At 59.6% G+C, this 20,360-nt stretch carries 15 protein-coding genes; 7 read left to right on the forward strand and 8 right to left on the reverse strand.

Annotated features, from left to right (window positions below; all coding sequences use genetic code 11):
- The first annotated feature begins 100 nt into the window (after nt 1-100).
- The 5 genes from M8010_RS06395 to gloA all read left to right on the forward strand — a co-directional run bounded on the left by M8010_RS06395 (nt 101) and on the right by gloA (nt 5,508).
- Nucleotides 101-1,060 (forward strand): TAXI family TRAP transporter solute-binding subunit, encoded by a 960-nt coding sequence (locus M8010_RS06395; RefSeq protein WP_250089730.1) that lies wholly within the window; start codon nt 101-103, stop codon nt 1,058-1,060.
- A gap of 106 nt (nt 1,061-1,166) precedes the next feature.
- Entirely contained in the window at nt 1,167-1,595 is a 429-nt protein-coding gene (locus tag M8010_RS06400; RefSeq protein ID WP_250089731.1) for a DUF1850 domain-containing protein, read from the forward strand.
- On the forward strand, nt 1,592-3,616 hold the full coding sequence (locus M8010_RS06405) for a TRAP transporter permease (RefSeq protein WP_250089732.1): 2,025 nt from the start codon (nt 1,592-1,594) through the stop codon (nt 3,614-3,616). The genes M8010_RS06400 and M8010_RS06405 overlap by 4 nt, the downstream gene beginning before the upstream one ends.
- 119 nt (nt 3,617-3,735) lie before the next feature.
- The gene (locus M8010_RS06410) at nt 3,736-4,872 is read left to right on the forward strand and encodes an alkane 1-monooxygenase (RefSeq protein ID WP_349666088.1); all 1,137 of its coding nucleotides are present in this window, start codon (nt 3,736-3,738) and stop codon (nt 4,870-4,872) included.
- Between the two features lie 78 nt (nt 4,873-4,950).
- Nucleotides 4,951-5,508, forward strand: a complete 558-nt coding sequence (gene gloA / locus M8010_RS06415) for a lactoylglutathione lyase (protein ID WP_250089733.1) — start codon at nt 4,951-4,953, stop codon at nt 5,506-5,508.
- A 6-nt stretch (nt 5,509-5,514) separates the two neighbouring features.
- On the opposite strand, the gene M8010_RS06420 is transcribed toward gloA, so the two are convergent.
- The 8 genes from M8010_RS06420 to atzF form a co-directional block, all read right to left on the reverse strand.
- Entirely contained in the window at nt 5,515-6,435 is a 921-nt protein-coding gene (locus M8010_RS06420; protein ID WP_250089734.1) for a DMT family transporter, read from the reverse strand.
- Nucleotides 6,432-7,091 carry a LutC/YkgG family protein gene (locus M8010_RS06425; protein ID WP_250089735.1) on the reverse strand — a complete coding sequence of 220 codons (660 nt, stop codon included), beginning with the start codon at nt 7,089-7,091 and terminating at the stop codon, nt 6,432-6,434. Before M8010_RS06425 ends, M8010_RS06420 begins: the two co-directional genes overlap by 4 nt.
- Nucleotides 7,088-8,527: a LutB/LldF family L-lactate oxidation iron-sulfur protein gene (locus tag M8010_RS06430; protein WP_250089736.1), complete on the reverse strand. Its 1,440-nt coding sequence runs from the start codon at nt 8,525-8,527 to the stop codon at nt 7,088-7,090. Before M8010_RS06430 ends, M8010_RS06425 begins: the two co-directional genes overlap by 4 nt.
- The gene (locus M8010_RS06435) at nt 8,524-9,303 is read right to left on the reverse strand and encodes a (Fe-S)-binding protein (RefSeq protein ID WP_250089737.1); all 780 of its coding nucleotides are present in this window, start codon (nt 9,301-9,303) and stop codon (nt 8,524-8,526) included. Before M8010_RS06435 ends, M8010_RS06430 begins: the two co-directional genes overlap by 4 nt.
- Before the next feature lie 128 nt (nt 9,304-9,431).
- Nucleotides 9,432-9,701 carry a ComEA family DNA-binding protein gene (locus tag M8010_RS06440; protein WP_349666089.1) on the reverse strand — a complete coding sequence of 90 codons (270 nt, stop codon included), beginning with the start codon at nt 9,699-9,701 and terminating at the stop codon, nt 9,432-9,434.
- 329 nt (nt 9,702-10,030) lie between these two features.
- Nucleotides 10,031-10,756 carry a GntR family transcriptional regulator gene (locus tag M8010_RS06445; RefSeq protein WP_250089738.1) on the reverse strand — a complete coding sequence of 242 codons (726 nt, stop codon included), beginning with the start codon at nt 10,754-10,756 and terminating at the stop codon, nt 10,031-10,033.
- 441 nt (nt 10,757-11,197) lie between these two features.
- Nucleotides 11,198-14,830 (reverse strand): urea carboxylase, encoded by a 3,633-nt coding sequence (uca, locus tag M8010_RS06450; protein ID WP_250089739.1) that lies wholly within the window; start codon nt 14,828-14,830, stop codon nt 11,198-11,200.
- 209 nt (nt 14,831-15,039) lie between these two features.
- Nucleotides 15,040-16,890, reverse strand: a complete 1,851-nt coding sequence (atzF, locus tag M8010_RS06455) for an allophanate hydrolase (RefSeq protein WP_250089741.1) — start codon at nt 16,888-16,890, stop codon at nt 15,040-15,042.
- A 351-nt stretch (nt 16,891-17,241) separates the two neighbouring features.
- Between atzF and urtA the strand changes: the two genes are divergently transcribed.
- Both urtA and urtB read left to right on the forward strand, forming a co-directional pair.
- Nucleotides 17,242-18,543, forward strand: coding sequence for an urea ABC transporter substrate-binding protein (urtA, locus tag M8010_RS06460; RefSeq protein ID WP_250089742.1), 1,302 nt, complete (start codon nt 17,242-17,244; stop codon nt 18,541-18,543).
- A 164-nt stretch (nt 18,544-18,707) separates the two neighbouring features.
- A complete protein-coding gene (gene urtB, locus M8010_RS06465) occupies nt 18,708-20,306 on the forward strand; it encodes an urea ABC transporter permease subunit UrtB (protein WP_250089743.1) in 1,599 nt (532 codons plus the stop codon).
- Nucleotides 20,307-20,360: the final 54 nt, after the last annotated feature.

Raw genomic sequence — 20,360 nt, forward strand, 5'->3', positions numbered from 1 at the left:
GCAGGAAGAATCAGTAGTTGGCAATTGGCTGCTATCCTATTAAAACGTCCACGGCAATCACGTGTCCCGACGCAATTCCAACAAAAATGAGGTGATTAACATGCGTAAGTTATTTCTGGCACTGAGCGCGACCGCGCTGATCGGTGTCTCCTCCGCCCATGCGGATACGAATCTCTCCATCGCCACGGGTGGCACCGGCGGTACCTACTACCCCCTGGGTGGCGGGCTTGCTGAATTAATCAGTAATCATATTGAGGGCTACAGCGCAGTGGCGGAGGTAACGGGCGCCTCGGTTGAAAACATGGGGCTGGTTCATCGCCAGGATTCCGACCTGGCCATCGCGCTGGCTGATACGGTGCATCAAGCGCACAACGGTGGCGAACGCTTCAATGGCAATAAGCTGGATGTGCTGGCCATTGCCTCTCTCTACCCGAATGCGGTTCAGATCGTCACGTTGGCGGACTCGGGTATCACGTCGCTCGCTGATCTCGCGGGTAAGAATGTGTCTGTCGGGGCGCCCGGCAGCGGTACCGAAGTCAACGCCAAGTCTTTGCTGGAGGCGAACGGAATAAGCTTCGACGACTTCGACGCTCGCCGCCTGAACTTCAACGAGACTGCGGATGCCCTGCGTGATGGTGACATCGACGCCGGATTCTGGAGCGTGGGCCCGCCAACGAGCTCCATCGTCAGTCTTGCCACCACCCGCGATATCGCACTGATATCACTCTCAGAGACCGAAATCGCCAATGCCAGGGCGGAAGTTCCGGTATTTGCACCTTACAAGTTGCGTGCCGGTGCCTATGAGGGTGTTGATTCAGCCATTTCAACGATTGGCATTCCAAACGTGCTCACGGTTAACAACGCCATGTCGGACGAGCTTGCCTACCAGATCACCAAGCTGCTGTTTGAAAAAGTGGACGCTCTGCGGGCGATTCACCCGGCTGCCGACGACACCACCGTGGAGTTCAGTCTTGAGTCCACACCCATTCCGCTCCATCCGGGTGCCATCAGGTATTACGAGGAAGTCGGCGCAACAGTGCCGGATAAACTGCGTCAGTAAACGGGCCCTGACAGCCATCATGTCTCGGCGCGTTGCGTACCGGGCCTGTTGTCTGGCTGGATCACTGCTGTGGGTGTTATTGCCCACAGCAGGCAGCTCGCAGGGCATGCCAGCCTGGCAACTGTCGGTATCGGATGCTAACCAAACCTCGCTGGCCGAGATCAGTCTGCCCGAGGGAGGGCGGTGGTGCCTGGTCTGGAATCATTCGGTGCAGGGGTTCCCGGTTACCGACTGCTTCCAGATGCAAGACGGCCAACTGATGCTGGACAGCAGTCACACACCAGACTTCGCCGCCGGCCTCGGCCACACGGAAGGGCGGGGAACATTGGAGTCTGACGACGAACACGGTTACCGCATCGTTGAAATGCAGGTTCCCATCTCCGGTAATCATCTCTGGTTGCGCGTTGGCGCTCTTTCAGTGAATCACCGCATTAGGGCGGGATCGCAGGTGGTCAGTCTCAGCCGTCTGGCTGCAGACACGCTGGTTGAGATTCGAGTCCAGCCCGCAGGCGATACAGGAAACCAGCTTCAATGAGTCAACAAACGGCCCTTTTTCTGAAAACCAATGGCGATTGGCAGCCGACCAGACTGAGCGGGCCCCGGCCTCTGCTCTGGCTTATTGCCCTGGTCGGTATCGCTCTCTCGCTGTTCCAGCTCTATACTGCGGGCATCCAGCCGCTCGGATTATTCTATCAACGAGGCATTCACCTGGCGTTGGTGATGGTGCTGTGTTTCCTGCTGTTCGGGCCGCGCCCCGGCAAATCCCGTGGCACGATAACGGCACTGATCGACACCGTTTTTCTGATTGCCTCCGCCGCCTCCGGCTTCTATCTGGTCTGGTTTCTGGATGAGATTACCGGCCGGGCGGGATTCTGGAACCAGACCGACATCGTCATGGCCTGGGTCTGCACAATCGCTCTGCTTGAAGCCAGCCGCCGCGCAGTGGGCGCCGGCCTGACCGTGATCGGTGTTGTTGCCATCCTTTACGCCATGAGTGGCCAGCGTGGGCCGCTGTCGGAACTGGGTGAGTGGTTGCCCGGCATTCTCAACCATCGCGGCTATTCCCTGGATCGAATCGGCGCCCAGTTATACCTCGGGCAGGAAGGCATTTTCGGCCTGCCACTGGGTGTCGCGGCGACGTTCGTCTTCATCTTCGTGCTGTTTGGCGCCATGCTGGAAGTCACCGGCGCTGGCCGCTTCTTTATCGACCTGGCCTTTGCTGCGACCGGTCGCCAGCGCGGAGGCCCGGCCAAGGCTGCGGTATTGGCGTCGGCGAGTATGGGGTCCATCTCCGGCAGTTCCATCGCCAACGTGGTCACCACGGGCGCATTTACGATCCCGTTGATGAAAAAACTGGGCTTCCGCCCTGCCCAGGCCGGTGGTATCGAGGCTGCCGCCAGTACGGGTGGACAGATAATGCCGCCCCTGATGGGTGCTGGCGCCTTTCTGATTGCGGAGTACACCCGGGTTCCGTATGTGGAAATCGTCAAGGTGAGCGTGTTTCCGGCTCTGCTCTACTTCGCCACGGTGTACCTGCTGGTTCACATCTGTGCGGTAAAGCAGGGTATGAAGGGCCTGCCCGCCAGCGATCTTCCCCAGCTCAGGGATGTTATGGCCGCAGGCTGGTACTTCCTGTTGCCAATCATCATGTTGGTGTACCTGCTGGTTATCGGGATCTCGCCCATGCGAGTCGGGTTCTACGCCGTGGTCGGCATCATTGGCATCGCCGGGCTGAATGGCCTTTACCTCGCCTACAAACAGGGGCGTGCCGAGAACCAGCTCGGCAAAGCGTTGATGCATGCGCTGCGTGAAGGTGTCGTGAAACTCTTGCAGGGGCTAGAGCTTGGCGCGCGCAACGCGGTGCCCGTCAGCATTGCCTGCGCGATTGCCGGCATCGTGGTGGCGGTTGTCGGTCTGACCGGGCTGGGCCTCAAGTTTTCCTCAATGATGATCGCGTTCGCAGACGGCAACATCCTGTTGGCGCTGCTTCTGGTGGTCATTGCAAGCCTGATCCTGGGGCTGGGGCTGCCGGTCACCGCCAGCTACATCGTGTTGATTGTGCTGGTGGGGCCGGCGTTGACCAATGAGTTTGGTATCCCACTGTTGGTGGCCCACCTGCTGGTGTTCTGGTACTCGCAGGACTCCAATGTTACGCCCCCGGTGGCGTTGGCTGCGTTTGCGGGGGCGGCGATCGCAGGCAGCAAAACCATGGAGACCAGTATCCAGGCCTGGAAGTTCGCCAAGGGCCTTTACCTCATTCCACTGTTCATGGTGTTCAACCCCGTAATCATAGAAGGCGGCCCGTGGCCTGTGCTGCTATGGAACGGGTTCCTCGCCATTCTCGCCCTGGCTGCCTTTGCAGCGGCACTGGAAGGCTTCCTGTTCACCAGCATGAAGGCGTGGATGCGAATCTTGCTGTGTGGCGGGGTTATCGCGGTTTTCTATCCCGACGTCTACGTGGAAGTCGCGGGTGTCCTGACCATGCTGTTGCTGCTGGCAGTGAACTATATGCAGCGTCGCGCCGGCGAATCAGCTGGGAGCGATTCCCGACTGTAAGTCCGTGTTGATCAAAAAGTGTCTCTCCCCTATTGACTACTGAAATATTGTCGAACAATAATGCAGTCGACAATAAGTGATCACCAAGATCCAATGCAACAGCCAATGAGGTAAGACCCGTGAATACCAAACCATTGACCCTGGGCACTGAATCCGCACGCCGAAAGGTGTTGCTGACACTCAAAAAATACAGCTATCTGATCGCCATGCTGCCCCTGGCGCTGCCACCCTTGTTGTTGGCGGCCGGGCAGGCCACCGGCTGGGTAAACCTGTTCGCCTGGGGTGTGCCTGTCGTCGTTTTCGGCATCATCCCCATTCTCGATCTGCTACTGGGCAAAGACGCCCTCAACCCCGATGAGGAAGTGGACACGCCCCGCATGAACACCGAAGTGTTCTACAAATTCATTACTCTGGGCTGGGTTGCCGCTTTTGCGGTGCTACTGGTCTGGAGCATGTTCGAGCTGGCCTCAGGCATGTTCAGTGTGGCCGGCGGCATCGGCTGGATATTTTCCATCGGCATTGTCGGTGGCCTGGGCATCAACGTCGCCCACGAGCTCATCCACAAAGATGGCAAACTGGAAACCTGGGCTGGCGGCTTCCTGCTGTCGCTGGTGTGCTACGCCGGCTTCAAGGTCGAACACCTGCGTGGTCACCACGTTCACGTCTCCACCCCGGAAGACGCCTCCTCATCGCGTTATAACCAGTCCCTGTATAACTTCCTGCCCCAGGCCTACGCCCGCAACTTCATGAACGCCTGGAAGCTGGAAGCCAGGCGCCTGCGGAAAAAGGGCCACAAAGCCTTCAACTGGCGCAACGAACTCATCTGGTGGTATAGCATCAGCGCGCTGGCACTGGCCGCCTTCACCGTCGCCTTCGGCTGGCTTGGCGCCGCCTTCTTCCTGGGCCAGAGTTTCATCGCCCTCAACCTGCTGGAAATCGTCAACTACCTCGAGCATTACGGCCTCCACCGCCGCAAACTCGAAAACGGCCGCTACGAACGCACCGGCCCGGAACACAGCTGGAACTCCAACTACTTCCTCACCAACGTGTTCCTCTTCCACCTCCAGCGCCACAGCGACCACCACGCCTGGGCCAAACGCCGCTATCAGGTGCTCCGCCACCACGACGTCGCCCCGCAACTACCCGCCGGCTACGCTGCCATGGTGGTCCTGGCGATGATTCCGCCGCTGTGGAAGAAGGTCATGAATCCAAGAGTGGAAGCGTATTACGAAGGCGAAGAGCATCAGTTGGTTTAAAGTCGAACCTTGAAATCTCCCTGCAACGCACTCAGGTATAATGTTTGATACCTGAACGCATAAAATAGGGAGTAACCCATGCCCAAGCACTTCGAACAAGCCCCTGGCCTGCACGAAGCGTCAGTGCCCGAAACCGAAGGCTACGTCTTCAACCAGACCATGATGCGCATCAAAGACCCAGAGCGCTCCATGGACTTCTACACCCGGGTGATGGGCATGCGCCTGGTCAGAAAACTCGATTTCCCGGAAATGAAATTCACTCTCTACTTCCTGGCCTATCTTGATGACCGCCAGGCCAACATGGTGCCCCACGACGACGCTCACCGCACCACGTTCACCTTCGGCCGTGAAGCCATGCTGGAGCTCACTCATAACTGGGGCACTGAAAACGAGGAAGATTTCAGCTACCACAACGGTAACGACGAGCCCCAGGGCTTTGGCCATATTGGTGTGGCCGTGCCAGACGTCTACAGCGCCTGTGACCGCCTGGAAAAACTGGGTGTGGAATTCGCCAAGAAACCGGACGATGGCAAGATGAAAGGCCTGGCGTTTATCAGGGACCCGGACGGCTACTGGATCGAAATCCTGCAGCCGGACATGCTTGAAAAGCAGCGCCGTGGAGCAGAAGAAGCGTAAGCCGGCTCAGGCAGTGCCGGGTTTCTTCCCGGCACTGCTCTGCGATGCCACGATAACAGCCGCTGTCAGAATCAGCGCCCCCACCATACCGATAACCCCGAGTTGCTCCCCCAGAATCATCCACGCCAGTAAGGCAACAAACAGCGGCTCCAGAGTCACGATGATGCTGGAAAGCGTTGCCGGTGTCGTTTTCATGCCCGTGAAGAAACTCAGGTAGCCCAGGCACGTGGGCACGACGCCAACATAGGCCACCATCAGCCAGTGCCTGAACCCGAGACTTTGCAGCCCCTCGAAACCACCGCTAATGGCCACAACGGGCAGCAGGATCAGTGCGGCGGTAAAAAAGCAGATAAAAGCAGTGGTGAACACGGGGGTGCCGGTGGAGGTATGGCGACTGGTCAGGGTGAAGCCGGCATACACCAGGGCTGCCAGAACCGCCATCAGAATACCGCCAAGGCGCAGTGTGCCCGCACTGTCGATGTCGCTGACCACCAGCATGGCGGTCCCTGCTATGGCGGCAACCAGGGCCAGCACCGTTACCAGTCCGGGTTTTTCGCCCAACAGCGGCGCCGCCATGATTGCGACCAGAACAGGCGCAAGGCACAGGGCAATCAGTGTGGCAATTCCGGCACCGGTCATATCCACCGCCAACAGGTAACTGCCCTGGTACACGGATTGGAAGAAACCCAGGGCGACCAGCGGAATCAATGCCTTGCGGGTAAACTTCGGTAACGGGGCAGCGCTACGGGCGAGGGTACGCTGCTCCCTGCGCATCAGCACAAAGAAAAAAGGCAGGGCAACGGCCAGGCGCAGAAAGGCCAGGGTGACCGCCTGCAAGTCGGTACCGGTGAACAGAAATTTTGCAACAATACCCGTGGTCGCCCAGAGCAGGGCAGCCAGGGCAATCAGTAATGCGCCTCGGATCATTCAATTACCAGTACGATCAGTTCCTTGGGACCGTGAACACCGTAGGCAAGGGTCTGCTCGATATCAGCGGTCTTCGAAGGACCGGAGATTAACAGCGCATTGGTTGGCATGCCAGCGGTCCAGTTCTGGGACTGCATGGCATCGTGGAAGGTGGTGTAAAGCTCGCTGGCTTTCAGCACCGCGATGTGAATGGGCGGCACCAGGCTCATCAGCCGCGGTTCATCCACCGAGGGCCACAGGATCAGTGACCCGGTTTCAGCAATGCCGCCACGGGTGGAGGTAATACCGGCGTCCACTTCGCTAAATAGCGCTTCCTGCCAGCTTTCCACTGGCTCGTCGTAGATCAGTAGTTGCGGCAGGTCATCACGGCCTTTGGTGGCACTTTGCAGTGCTTTGCCGATCTGATGATCCTTCGCAATCAACAGGGTCTGGGCGCCCCGGGATTGCAGGATCTCCGCCAGCCGGTCAATCCAGCCGGACTCGGTGGTGCGGTGAACTTCGCCATGAACCGATTCGATGGTCTGTTCGAACATGTCCAGCTTCTCAGCCGTGCTCCACTCGGGCCGGTTGAGAACCGAAAAATCGCATTCCGGAGCAGTCAGTTCGCCCCCGCTACGGTTGCGGAGGCGCTGGAGAATTTTGTCCCGGGAACTCACTGGTTACGCTCCTTCATCCGTTCGTGGAGGGTTTTGGCAGCCAGTTTCGGAGCCGTACGGTACTGTGTCCAGCCGCCGAGTTTACCCGGCTGTAGTTTACGGAAGCGTGCGCCCAGGCCGGTGCCCATTCGGTACAGCCCTGGCCGTGCATGCATCCAGCTCCATCCCTTCCAGATCATGGCCTCCACGGCGCCGCGCTTGGCCCCGTGGCCACGAACCCTGGCCGGATGCAGCTTGTCGCCGTCCACGGCTTCCTGGCGCAGGCGAACCAGCAGGTCCGGAATGGGAATCTTCACCGGGCAGACTTCGCCGCAGGCACCGCACAGACTGGAGGCCGTGGGCAGGTGCCGCCCCTCATCCAGGCCCACCATGTGGGGCATCAGAATCTTGCCGATGGGGCCGGGGTAGGTGGTGCCATAGGCATGGCCACCCACGCGGGTATACACAGGGCAATGGTTCATGCAGGCGCCGCAACGGATGCAGCGCAATGTGTCCAGCAGTTCGTCGTCCTGGTAGATGGTGGAGCGGCCATTGTCGACCAGCACCACATGGACTTCCTCCGGGCCATCCAGCTCGTTGGTCTTGCGGGGGCCGGAAATCATGTTGAAGTAAGTGGTGATGTGCTGGCCGGTGGCGGAGCGGGTCAGCAGCGCCAACAGGGCGGTTACGTCCTCCAGGTTGGGCACCACTTTCTCGATACCGGTCACGGCAATGTGGCAGGGCGGCACGGTGGTGGTCATACGCCCGTTGCCTTCGTTCTCCACCAGGCAAAGGGTGCCGGTTTCAGCAACAGCGAAATTCACGCCGGATACACCTACATCCGCATTCATGAACTTTTCACGTAGCTGCAAACGGGCGCTGGCGGTCAGGTATTCCACGTCGTGGGACAGGTCGGTGCCGGTCTTGTCGTGCAGCAGCTGGGAAATCTCTTCGGTGTTCTTGTGAATCGCCGGCATGATGATATGAGACGGCGTTTCCTCGGCCAGTTGCACGATGTATTCGCCCAGGTCCGACTCCAGCGCCTCGATGCCCTGTTCCTCGAGGTAATGGTTCAGCTCCATTTCCTCGGACACCATGGACTTGCCCTTGATCACGGTTTTGGCGTTCCGGGCTGTACAGATATCCCGCACAATCTCGCAGGCCTCGTCGCCATCGTCTGCCCAGTGCACCTTGATGCCGTTTTCGGTCAGCTTCTGTTCCAGTTGCTCCAGCAAATCCGGAAGGTTGGCCAGTGCCCGCAGACGAATGTTGGCGCCCAGATCCCTCAGGGTTTCCAGCTCCCAGCCCTCGAACGCGGACTTGCGCTTGGTCATCAGCCCGTCCATCGCCTTGCGGAAATTCTGGCGAATCTGCGGGTTGTGTATGGCTGCCCTGGCGCGCGGGTGGAATTCCTTTACATCGATGTGATGGGCTGGGTGTTGTTCTGTCTCGCTCATGAGCGTTTGCCCCCATCGCCGTTGGTGCGTTCCCAGAGGAAGCTGAGAATGTGCTGCCCGGTCACGGGCTTGTGGTTTTTCTCGGCGTAACCGTCAATATTCATCAGGCAGCCGCAATCCGTGGTGACAAATTCTTTCGCGCCCGTGTTCACCAGGGTATCCACTTTTTCACTGACCATGGCGCCGGAAATCTCCGGGTGGCGCACCGCAAAAGTGCCGCCAAAACCGCAGCATTCCTCGGCCCGTACCTGTTCAACCAGATTGACGTTCTTCAGTTGTCCCAGCAGCTTGGGGCCGACTTCCGCCACGCCCATTTCCCGGCGCGCAGAGCAGGAGGTATGCATCGCCACGGTGGTGGGCTCGCCCAGGTCGTCCAGCTTGATGTGGCAGACATTCACCAGGAAATCCGTCAGCTCCCAGATCCGCCCGGCAATTTCGGCGGCCTTCACGTCATTGACCGTGTCTTTGAACAGGGCGGGGTAGTGTTTGCGCATCATGCCGCCACAGGAACCGGAGGGCACCACGATGGGCCAGTCTTCCGGGAACAGCCCAAGCTGGGCTTTCGCGACCGCACGGGCTTCGTCATGGTAACCGGAGGTATAGGCCGGCTGGCCGCAACAGGTCTGATCTTCGGGGTAGATCACCTCGATGCCTTCGCGTTCCAGTAACTGAATGCCGGCCATACCTGCGTCCGGGAAAAACATATCCACCAGGCAGGTGCCGTAGAAATAGACCTTGGAAGGTTTGGCCGGATATACCTTGATGGGATCAACCATTGCGCTGCCACTCATCCTTATCATTGTTAGTAACTCACAATAATAGGGTGGCGAGCCAGTTGTTACCAGACGACTTTATGGGAAGGGAGAGTATGTCGGGCAGCGGCGCCAGCCACCGCCCGGCAGGCTTATTCCACAGTAAGACGCTCGGCGTTCTTTGCAACCGTGCGCTCACCAATACCCTTGACGTTGGCGAGGTCCTCGCTGGACTGGAAAGGGCCGTTGGCATCGCGATAGGCCACGATGGCTTCGGCCTTGCTTTGCCCGATACCGTCGAGGTTGGCCAGGGTTTCGATATTGGCGGTATTGATGTTGATGGCGGCGGGCTCAGCGTGTGCGAAACCGGCGAACAGGCTGAACAAAAGGACCATCATGGCCATTATAGGGGTGCGCTTCATTGATTTTTGCTCCTGAAAGTAGTTTTACGTTTCTGATTATTCGTCAGGACGTAAAAGCGGCGGAGCTGGTTGGAGTGGAAGAGTGCACGGACCTGAACACATTCCATGTGCTCCAAGGTCCGTGGCTGACCCCATGCCTGATCCTTCAGGCTGCGCACCATCCTGTGCACGTCTTCCCTGAGCCAGCTGTCCTTGCCGGCTTCTCATCCTTGACGGTCACCATCTTACTTGGGATCAGTTCTCAAAAAATCGGACATTCGCTCCGTGATCTGTGCGACATCTCTTACAGCTTTGTAATCTGATCCGACATGTCATAACTGAATATAGGTTCATGTTTTTGCAGAACTTTCCAGGCTGGTCCTGAGCGCTAGCTGATGAGCCTCAGCGGCCTCACGAATCTTCTCCATGGTGATTTCCCGAACAGCCTTCTGGCTGATACGGATATGATTCGTTAACCGGTCCGCTGCCTCCACGGCATGGCCGGCACGAATGGCCTCGAGTATCTCAGCGTGTTCCCGATAGGTGGCGTCTATCCGGTCATCACGGGTAAAGTCCAGCCGCCGGATTATCCGCAGGCGGTCGGTGATCTCCCGGTGAATCCGCGTCATCTCCCGGTTGCCGGCCGCGGCGACCAGATCACAATGAAAACTCTCATCCAGCGCCCGCACGGTACTGCCGACGGCGCGCTCGGAGGGGTGGTCGGGGTTCCAGATGGCGGTAAGGGTTCGGACGGCCTGGGGCTGTTCGGGCAACTGACAGATCTTGTGCATGGCGGCCCGTTCCAGGGTAATCCGCAGGTCGTAGAGCTCTTCGACCTGCTGAAAATCAAACGGCTTCACCTGCCAGCCACTGCGAAACAGCACCTCCACAAAGCCTTCGCGCTGCAACCGGTACAGGGCTTCCCGAACCGGCGTCCGGCTGGCATTCAGCCGCGTTCCCACATCCCCCTCGCTGAACTTGTCCCCGGGGATCAACCGAAACTCAAAGATGTCGTCCTTCAGGGCGTCATAGACCCTGTCTGCCATGGACTCTTTTCTTTTGGTGTTTGTTGCCATCGTTTTTCCCTGTTTCCCTCTGGTTACGGGGCCTCTTGGTTGGGTGCTTGGCGCTGGGGCCGGCTGTTGGGTGGGGCTATTCAAAAGACGTCGTGAACCCATCCATGGGGACTTGAGCGCAGCATCCCTGCTGCGCATACTTTTGAATAGCCCCACCCAACACCCGGCCCCGACTCCCGCTGCCCGCGAGGAAGCCTGAGCGCAAGGTCTGATGAAGTCGGGTTTGATTGCAGTCTCTATCAGGAACAAACACTTTGTTTTTCTCAAACCGCATTAACCTCAAGTCCGAGGAGCCGCTGGGGGAAGGGGTGTCCCAGACTGTGCACAGCAAGGATGCTGCGCTCAAGCCCCCATGGATGGGTTCACGGCGTGTCTGGGACACCCCTTCCCCCAGCGGCGTTACTCCGAAGCCTGAGGCTAGTGGAAGAAAACTCCCAATCCTCAGACCTTGATGCTCAACAAAGGCTCCCCAGGAGTAACGGCCTTACCGGGCTCAACATGCAGAGCGCTGATCTCGCCGCTGTGGGTCGCATTGATCTCGAACTCCATCTTCATGGCCTCGACGATTACCAACGGATCACCCTCGGATACCGTATCGCCGGTTTTAACCAGACACTTCCAGATGTTACCGGCAATCTCCGCACTCACCAGCTCGCCGAATTTTGCCAGGTCTGACGCATCCGGTACTGGCGGGGCTTTGGCGAGTTCGTCCAGGGCGGCTGCTTCGCTGTCTTTCCACAGGGCCACTTCCTTCGCATAGGCCGCCTGCTGGGCTTTGCGGAACTCAGCGATTGAGTCGGCGTTGGCATCAAGAAACGCCTGATGGGATTTCAGGTCGAAGGTTTCTTCCTCGATTTTCACTTCCAGCTTGCCAGCGCGGAACTGGTCCCGCATTTCGGTCAGCTCGTCTTCAGTGACCGGGTAGTAGCACACCTGGTCGAAGAACCGCAGCAGCCAGGGGGCGCCTTCGGCGAACTGTTTGTTTTTTAGGTATTTGTTCCAGATGGGCACCGTGCGGCCCACCAGCTGGTAGCCGCCGGGGGAGTCCATGCCGTAGATGCACATGTAGACGCCGCCAATGCCTACGGTGCCTTCGGCGGTGTAGGTCCGGGCCGGGTTGTATTTGGAGGTGAGCATCCGGTGGTGTGGGTCCAGGGGCACGGCGCAGGGGGCGCCGAGGTAGACGTCGCCCAGGCCCAGTACCAGGTATCGTGCCGAGAACAGGATATCTCGCACTTCTTCCCGCGTGGGCAGGCCGTTGATGCGTTGCATGAAGTCAACGTTGTTTGGCAGCCAGGGCGCGGTGTCGCGCACGGACTGGCGGTATTTGTCCACGGCTTCCAGGGTGGCGGTGTCTTCGAAGGCCATGGGCAGGTGGATAACCCGGCTGCGGACTTTCAGTTCATCTGTCGGCGGCAGGGTGGCTTCCAGGTCCAGCAGGTATTCCATTAGCGCCTGCTGCGGCAGGATGCGGGCGTCGTAGCGCAGCTGCAGGGAGCGCACGCCGGGTGACAGCTCCAGCAGGCCAGCGGGCTGTACGTCGGCGATGGCTTCCATCAGCGCATGAATGCGCATACGTACGCCCAGGTCCATTACGTTGGGGCCGTATTCCAGCAGGATGTACTGGTCACCGGCCTGGCGGTAAGCCACTTCCGGGCGACCGTCGGTTTCTTCCAGATGGGCGAGGATAGTGGCGGACAGGCCGTTCAGGGGCGCAAGGTCCGGTGCGACCAGCTTTGGCACCGGTGGCGCCATCAGGCTGTTGATGGTCAGTTCCTGGCGTTTGGAAAGTTTGACGGCGGTGTCGTTGTCGATGGCCACAAAACGAATGGTATCGCCGGGTTTGACCTGGCCGACTTTCCACAGCTCCGCCTTGGCGATGGTGACCGGGCATACGAAGCCGCCCAGGCTGGGGCCATCCTTCGTCAGAATCACGGGCATGTCGCCGGTGAAGTTGATGGAGCCAATGGCGTATTCGCAGTCGTGAATGTTGGACGGATGCAGGCCGGCCTCGCCGCCGTCTTCCCGGGTGAATTCCGGCTTGGGGCCGTTCAGGCGGATGCCCAGGCGGTTGGAGTTGTAGTGCACCTCCCAGTCCTGCTGGAAGAATTTCTCGATGGACTTTTCCGTGAAGAAATCCGGGGCGCCGTGGGGCCCATAGAGCACGCCGATTTCCCAATGATCGGGGTAGTCCGGGATCAGGTCCGGGTCGGCCGGGGCCGGGTCGTGGGTCGGCGCGGTGGTGGTGCAGGCGGGCAGGCTGATCTGGCTGATGCCCAGCATGTCACCGGGGCGCAAGGGCCGGCCGCCGTGGCCGCCGAATTGACCCAGCGCGAAGGTGGAACGGCTGCCCAGGTACACCGGCACATCAAATCCGCCGCGCACGGCGAGGTAGGTGCGGCAGCCTTTAATGGCTTTGCCAACGGCGAGCACCTGTCCTGCTTTCACGTGGATAGGCTTCCAGAATTCCACCGCCTTGTCGTCCAGGGTGGCTTCGGTGAGTGCACCGGTCAGCGCCACCACGGAATCCTTATGGAACTTCAGGCTGGGGCCGATCAAGGTGGCTTCCAGGCCGGCTGCTTCCTGGTGGTTGCCGACAATGCGGTTGGCAATGCGGAAAGCGTAATCGTCCATGGGGCCACTGGGCGGAACGCCGATATTCCAGTAACCCACGCGGCCGGGATAATCCTGCACGGTGGTGTAAGTGCCGGGTTTCACCACTTCAGCCACCGACGGTTTGAACTCGAAGCTCTCCAGTGCGCGAGTGGAAACCTTGCCCTCTGCAAAGCTCTGTTGGGCTACCACCTGGCGCAGGTAATCCAGGTTGGTGGCAATGCCCATCAAGCGGGTTTCGCCGAGGGCGGCTTTCAGTTTCGCCAGGGCATCGGCGCGGTCTTCGCCGTGCACAATCAGCTTGGCGATCATCGGGTCGTAATGAGCGGAAACTTCGCTGCCGTTTTCCACCCAGGTATCGATGCGCACGTCGTCTTCCGGCCAGTACACATCGGTCAGTTCTCCGGGGGACGGTTGAAAGTCTTTCAGGGGGTCTTCGGCGTAGATGCGCACTTCCATAGAAGCGCCGTTCAGTTCCGGCACGAAATTGGCCAGATCCGGGCTTTCGCCGGCGGCAATCTTCAGCATCCACTCGATCAGGTCCAGGCCGGTGACAGATTCGGTCACCGGGTGCTCAACCTGTAAGCGGGTATTCACTTCCAGGAAGTAGAATTCATCCCGGTCGGCGTCGTAAATGTATTCCACGGTGCCGGCGGAACGGTAGTTTACCGACTCGCCCAGAGAGACGGCAGCATCCAGCATCTTCTGCCGTGTGGCCGTTGGCAGATTCGGGGCAGGGGTTTCCTCCACCACCTTCTGGTTGCGGCGCTGCAGCGAACAGTCCCGCTCGCCCAGGGCGACCACATTGCCCTCGCCGTCGCCAAACATCTGCACTTCCACATGGCGGGCCCGGGCGATGAAGCGCTCCAGGAACACGCCGCTGTCGTTAAAGAAGCTCTGGCCCTGACGGCGCACGGTTTCAAAAGCATCCCGCAGCTCGGCCTCACTGTTGCAGCGGGTCAGGCCAATGCCACCACCGCCGGCGGTGCTTTTCAGCATCACCGGGTAGCCCAGTTTATTGGCCGTACTCACCGCTTCATCCAGACTGTCCAGCAAGCCACTGCCCGGGGCGAGAGGCACGCCAGCTGCTTCCGCCAGTTCCCGCGCCCGGTGCTTCAGGCCGAACTCGCGCATCTGGGTGGGCGTGGGGCCGATGAACACGATGCCTTCTGCTTCACAGGCCTCGGCAAAATCGGCGTTTTCAGAAAGGAAACCGTAGCCCGGAATAATGGCCTCAGCGCCGGTCTGTTTGGCGGCCGCCAGGATCTGGGCCTTGTCGAGATAGGTTTCGCTGGCGCCATTGCCTGTGAGCGCCACCGCCTCGTCGGCGTTTTCAACGTGCAGGCTGTGGCGGTCTTCATGGGAATACACCGCCACGCTGGCTACGCCCATGGCTTTCAGCGTGCGGATGGTGCGGACGGCGATTTCGCCTCGGTTGGCGATTAGGACTTTGGTGAACATGTTCTTGTGTCTCCTTCAGCTGGAGTTTGTGGGGTCAGACCCGCCGGGTCTGACCCCGATGCGCTGACCTTTGCGGCTAACTCCGGGGTCTGCCCCCGGGGTCTGACCCTGCGGGTCTGACCCCAAAATTTCTGACCAGGCCGCGTCAACTCGAGAACTCGGTTTTGCTCCAGGGTCTGGCCCCGTGGTAGATGTAACTCGGTCAATTTTTATGGGGTCAGACCCGCAGGGTCAGACCCCTGCAGACCGCGAACAAAAGCCCGCCAACCCCCAAACTCAGTCACGTCCCGGGCCCCCTCAAACCCGTACCCCTCACAAATAAACCCATTAACCCAACGCCCATCCGCCAGTTCGACGTTGCCAATACCCAACGGCGCGGGAATCAGGTCCACAAACGAGCCAAATGCGGAGGCGGGCATTTCCCAGACTTCCACGATGAGTTCGCGGCCTTCGCCAGAGCCGACGCGTTTCAGGCCGGGTTTGGGCGGTGTGGTGTTGGGCAGGGCGTATAGCCGGTAGTTGGCAGAGGTGGTGGTCTGCTCCAGCAGAACGGAGCAGCGCTCGGTGAGTTGGGTGTTTAAAGGCATGCCACTGAGGTGGGCGCCGACCACGGCCACTTGAATCGTGGGCGTGGAAATTTCTGCGCCGGGCGTGTCTTCCGGCCTTGGCTTGTCTGTGGCGCCTAGTGGGGTGGGGTGGGCATTAAGCCATTGGCAGGCCAAGTGTTGCAGCTCGGTGTCTTTCCAGGCGCCGCTGATCAGGGTCACGCCGAAGGGCAGGCCGTCGTCGCGGAAACCGGCAGGAATAGCCAGGGCACAGAAATCTGCCAGGTTTACAAAGTTGGTGTAGGTGCCCAACTGGCTGTTGAGGGTGACCGGGTCATTATTGACCGCTTCAATCGTGGGCGCCGTGGGTGCGGTGGGCACCAGAAGGGCATCCACATCGGCCAGTAGTTCATCAATCTGGCGCAGCAGCTCTTCCTTGCGGTACTGGGCCTTGAAGGTGTCGGTGGCGCTGAAGTTGCCGGCCTTTTCGATGATGCCTCTCACCACCGGATTCATGTCGTCGCCATGGCTGGCCATGAAGGATTCCACCGCAGCGTGGCGTTCCGCCACCCAGGGGCCTTCATAAAGCAGGGCCGCCAGTTCCAGCATCGGGCTGAAATCCAGCGCTACCAGCTCAACATTCTGCTGCCGCCACAGGCTGATGGCCGTGTTCCAGGCTGCTTCTGCCTGCTGGTCACCAAACCATTGCGGGTGCTCTGGAATGGCCAGGCGTTTCACCGGGCCCGGCCGCCGAATCGCAGGGCCGTTCAAAGGCAGGGCATAGGGAGCCCTGCGGGAAAACGCATCGTCGGCATCAAACCCAGCCATGGCATCGGCTACCAGCCCGGCATCGTTCACGGTCAGCGCAAACACGGACACGCAATCCAGGGAGCGGCAGGCCGGCACCACGCCCTGGATGCTGAACAGCCCACGGGTGGGCTTCAGCCCCACCAGATTGTTCAGCCCGGCAGGCACCCGGCCGGAGCCAGCCGTGTCCGTACCCAATGCAAAAGGCACCAGGCCACGGGCCACCACCGAGGCGGAGCCGGAGCTGGAACCGCCGCTCACCACTTCCGGCTTGAAGCTGTTCGCTACCGCACCGTGAGGCGAGCGGGTGCCCACCAGCCCGGTGGCGAACTGGTCCAGGTTGGTCTTGCCGATCAGTACAGCGCCGGCGGCCTTCAGCCGGGCGACGGTGTTGGCGTCCTGTTTCGGTTGGTAGGCGTAGGCAGGGCAACCGGCGGTGGTCTCAAACCCGGTGGCATCAATGTTGTCCTTCACGGCGAACGGCACGCCGTAAAGCGGTAAACGGCTGATATCGTCACCTACCTTGCTAAGGGAACCCGCCAGATCGAACAGGGCTGCATGAAGCTGCGTGCTGCTTATTTGTGCAATCCAGGCGTTATCGGTTTTATCCAGGCTGGCGACCAGTTCGCCAAGCAGGTCCTCGGGCGTAGCGCCCGATTGGTAGGCCTTTTGCCATTCCTCAATGGTCCATCCGAGTGTCGCGGGCATGGTTCGTCCTCATGTGCGTTGTCAACTTGTATACATGAGCAATGGCAATGCCCGTGCCATTCGGCGACCAATAAAAAATAATCAATATAAACAGATAGATAGGATTCTATGTCGAAGAAGTGGACATTTTCAGTGCGCACCATGGGTGGGCATACGCACCAGAAAAAGGCCGTGAAAGCCGGAATTAACAGGCCCGGGGACACAGGAAAGGCCTGTTCCGGCAGCTTGTATACTAGATAAATAGCTGTTTTAACTGGGAATTGATGGAAGCTGGAACGGCAGATGCAATGGGAGGGGTGCGTTTACTCAAAGCGAATGGCACGAACCAACCCGTAAACAAGGACGCACAACATGACCATTAAAAAACACGTGAAACTTGGCCTCTCAGCGCTGGCCCTCTCTGTCTCCCTTAACGCAATGGCCGACGAAGACCCTATCAAGGTCGGTATCCTTCACTCCCTTTCCGGCACCATGGCGATCAGTGAAACCGTCCTGAAAGACACCGTGGAAATGCTCATTGAAAAGCAGAACGCCGAAGGTGGTGTTCTGGGTCGTCAGCTTGAAGCGGTTGTTGTAGACCCGGCTTCAGACTGGCCGCTGTTTGCCGAAAAAGCCCGCGAACTGCTGGCCCAGGAAGAGGTAGACGTTATCTTCGGTAACTGGACATCGGTCTCCCGCAAATCGGTACTGCCGGTAGTGGAAGAACTGAACGGCCTGCTGTTCTACCCGGTTCAGTACGAGGGTGAAGAGTCCTCCGAGAACGTCTTCTACACCGGTGCCGCGCCCAACCAGCAGGCGATTCCGGCGGTGAACTACCTGATGAACAACATCGGCGTCGAGCGCTGGGTACTGGCGGGCACCGACTACGTCTACCCACGCACCACCAACAAGATCCTCGAGACCTACCTGATGGATCAGGGCGTGGCCAAAGAAGACATCATGATCAACTACACGCCGTTTGGTCACTCGGACTGGCAGAACATCGTCTCCGACATCAAGCGCTTCGGCTCCGCCGGCAAGAAAACCGCGGTGGTCTCCACCATCAACGGCGACGCCAACGTGCCTTTCTACCGCGAGCTGGGCAACCAGGGCATCTCGGCTTCCGACATTCCGGTTGTGGCTTTCTCCGTGGGTGAGCAGGAGCTTTCCGGCATCGACACCGGCCCGCTGGTGGGCCACCTGGCCGCGTGGAACTACTTCATGAGCGTGGACAGCGATGCCAACTACGACTTCATCGACCAGTGGATTGCCCACACCGATGACGAAGAAGCCGTTACCAACGACCCCATGGAAGCCCACTACATCGGCTTCAACATGTACATCGAAGCGGTGAAGAAAGCCGGCACCACTGACGTGGATGCGGTGAAAGACGCCATCATCGGCGTAACCGTGCCCAATCTGACCGGTGGCTACGCCGCCATGATGCCCAACCACCACATCACCAAGCCGGTGCTGATTGGCGAGATCCAGGACAACGGCCAGTTCTCCGTAGTCTGGGAAACCCCGTCCACCGTGGCTGGCGATGCCTGGTCTGATTACCTGCCGGGTTCACGGGACATGATCGCCGACTGGCGCAAGCCGATGTTCTGCGGAACCTTCAACACCAAAACCGGCAGTTGCGGTGCTTCTGCCGGTGAAATGGCGGCTGAGTAATACCTTTTACCAAGGAGTAGGAACCTAGGCGGGCACGTCCATTCAGGACACGCCGTGAATACATCCATGTAGGCTCGGATGCAGCATCCCTGCTGCATACGGTCCTGAATGGACGTGCCCGCCTACGTTCATCCGGTTTAGCAAAAAACAGACAGGACATATTTATGAGCATCATCCGATCGCTCACATTGCTGTTTATCGCCCTGATTTCCTTGCTGTCGCTGCCCGCACAGGCGCAGGAGGACGATCCCGGCCGGGAACTGCTGATCAATCTGGCAGAAGCGCCGGCCAGCAAGGTGGAGGAAGCGCTTGGCGCTATTGTCAGCAGCGGCGACCCCAGAGCCAGGAGCTGGCTTGAAGCCTTTGGCAGCAACCGCCTGAGCCGGATAAAAGACACCGGTGACGTCGTCGTAGTACTGAACAACCGGGGCCGGGACTGGGAAATCGCCAACCCGCTGACTGGAGAGAACATGGGCGACATGTCCCGCCGCGAGCTGGACAGGGTCGCTATCAACAACCGCATACGGGGACAGCTTGAAGGCATAATTGCCATGCTGGACCTGAACGCCGCAGACCCGGACGTGCGCGAAGCCTCCGCACAGGACATAATGGGTAAAGTGGACGCCACACTGGTGAAACCACTGGAAGCTCGGCTGGAACTGGAAGAAAACGCAGCGGTGCGCAACCGCATCGAACAGGCCCTGGCCATTTACCGGGTCAGCGAGGGCGATATAGAAGCCGTGGACATACTCGCCGGCAGCCTTCACCCCCGCGCCCGTGCTGCCCTGAACAACGCCGTCCGGGGCGATAACCCCGCGCTGGCCGCCAAGGCCAAACAGGCACTCGCCACCATCGAACAGAAACTCAAACTCAACCGCGCCGCCGAGACCCTGTATTTCGGGTTATCACTGGGCTCGGTACTGGTCCTCGCCGCCATCGGCCTGGCCATCACCTTCGGCGTAATGGGCGTGATCAACATGGCCCATGGCGAACTGATCATGCTGGGCGCCTACACCACCTGGGGCATGCAGCAACTGTTACCGGGCCAACCCGGGCTGGCACTGATCCTGTCGATTCCAGCAGGGTTCATGGTGGCCGCCACTGCAGGCATCATCATCGAACGCAGCGTAATTCAGTATCTAAAAGGCCGCCCGCTGGAAACCCTGCTGGCCACCTTCGGCATCAGCCTGATTCTGCAACAGCTGGTGCGCACCGTGATCTCCCCCCAGAACCGCACTGTGGTCACACCGGAATGGATGAGCGGCTCGCTGGTGGTCAACGATGCGCTGTCCCTGACCCTCAACCGCATGTATGTACTGGGCTTCGCTCTGGTTGTCTTCGCGCTGCTGATGCTGATCATGCGCAAGACCCGTCTGGGCCTGGAAGTGCGCGCCGTTACCCAGAACCGAAAAATGGCCCAGTCCATGGGCATCCGCGCAACACGGGTAGACATCATGACCTTCGCCCTGGGCTCCGGCGTGGCCGGCCTTGCGGGCGTGGCGCTGTCCCAGCTCACCAACGTCGGCCCAAACCTGGGCCAGAACTACATCATCGATTCCTTCATGGTGGTGGTGTTCGGCGGCGTCGGTAACCTGTGGGGCACGCTCATCGCCGGGCTGTCGCTGGGCACCATCAACCAGCTGCTGGAACCCTGGGCCGGTGCCGTCCTCGCCAAGATCATCGTGTTGGTGTTCATCATCCTGTTTATACAGAAACGGCCAAAGGGGCTCTTCCCCCAGAAAGGCCGGGCTGCGGAGGGTTAGGGGTGTCCCGTCTAGCCAATTCTTTAATCCACTGCGAGGCACAAGTGCCTCGCC

Origin of the sequence: Marinobacter sp. ATCH36, assembly GCF_023555055.1 — a bacterium.
GTDB lineage: Bacteria > Pseudomonadota > Gammaproteobacteria > Pseudomonadales > Oleiphilaceae > Marinobacter.

What these genes read in the sequence shown, in the direction of transcription:
- M8010_RS06395 (WP_250089730.1), top strand. Translation starts at nt 101, where the DNA reads ATGCGTAAGTTATTTCTGGCACTGAGCGCGACCGCGCTGATCGGTGTC.
- M8010_RS06400 (WP_250089731.1), top strand. Translation starts at nt 1,167, where the DNA reads ATGCCAGCCTGGCAACTGTCGGTATCGGATGCTAACCAAACCTCGCTG.
- M8010_RS06405 (WP_250089732.1), top strand. Translation starts at nt 1,592, where the DNA reads ATGAGTCAACAAACGGCCCTTTTTCTGAAAACCAATGGCGATTGGCAG.
- gloA (WP_250089733.1), top strand. Translation starts at nt 4,951, where the DNA reads ATGCCCAAGCACTTCGAACAAGCCCCTGGCCTGCACGAAGCGTCAGTG.
- M8010_RS06420 (WP_250089734.1), bottom strand. Translation starts at nt 6,435, where the DNA reads ATGATCCGAGGCGCATTACTGATTGCCCTGGCTGCCCTGCTCTGGGCG.
- M8010_RS06430 (WP_250089736.1), bottom strand. Translation starts at nt 8,527, where the DNA reads ATGAGCGAGACAGAACAACACCCAGCCCATCACATCGATGTAAAGGAA.
- M8010_RS06435 (WP_250089737.1), bottom strand. Translation starts at nt 9,303, where the DNA reads ATGGTTGATCCCATCAAGGTATATCCGGCCAAACCTTCCAAGGTCTAT.
- M8010_RS06440 (WP_349666089.1), bottom strand. Translation starts at nt 9,701, where the DNA reads ATGAAGCGCACCCCTATAATGGCCATGATGGTCCTTTTGTTCAGCCTG.
- M8010_RS06445 (WP_250089738.1), bottom strand. Translation starts at nt 10,756, where the DNA reads ATGGCAACAAACACCAAAAGAAAAGAGTCCATGGCAGACAGGGTCTAT.
- uca (WP_250089739.1), bottom strand. Translation starts at nt 14,830, where the DNA reads ATGTTCACCAAAGTCCTAATCGCCAACCGAGGCGAAATCGCCGTCCGC.
- atzF (WP_250089741.1), bottom strand. Translation starts at nt 16,890, where the DNA reads ATGCCCGCGACACTCGGATGGACCATTGAGGAATGGCAAAAGGCCTAC.
- urtA (WP_250089742.1), top strand. Translation starts at nt 17,242, where the DNA reads ATGACCATTAAAAAACACGTGAAACTTGGCCTCTCAGCGCTGGCCCTC.
- urtB (WP_250089743.1), top strand. Translation starts at nt 18,708, where the DNA reads ATGAGCATCATCCGATCGCTCACATTGCTGTTTATCGCCCTGATTTCC.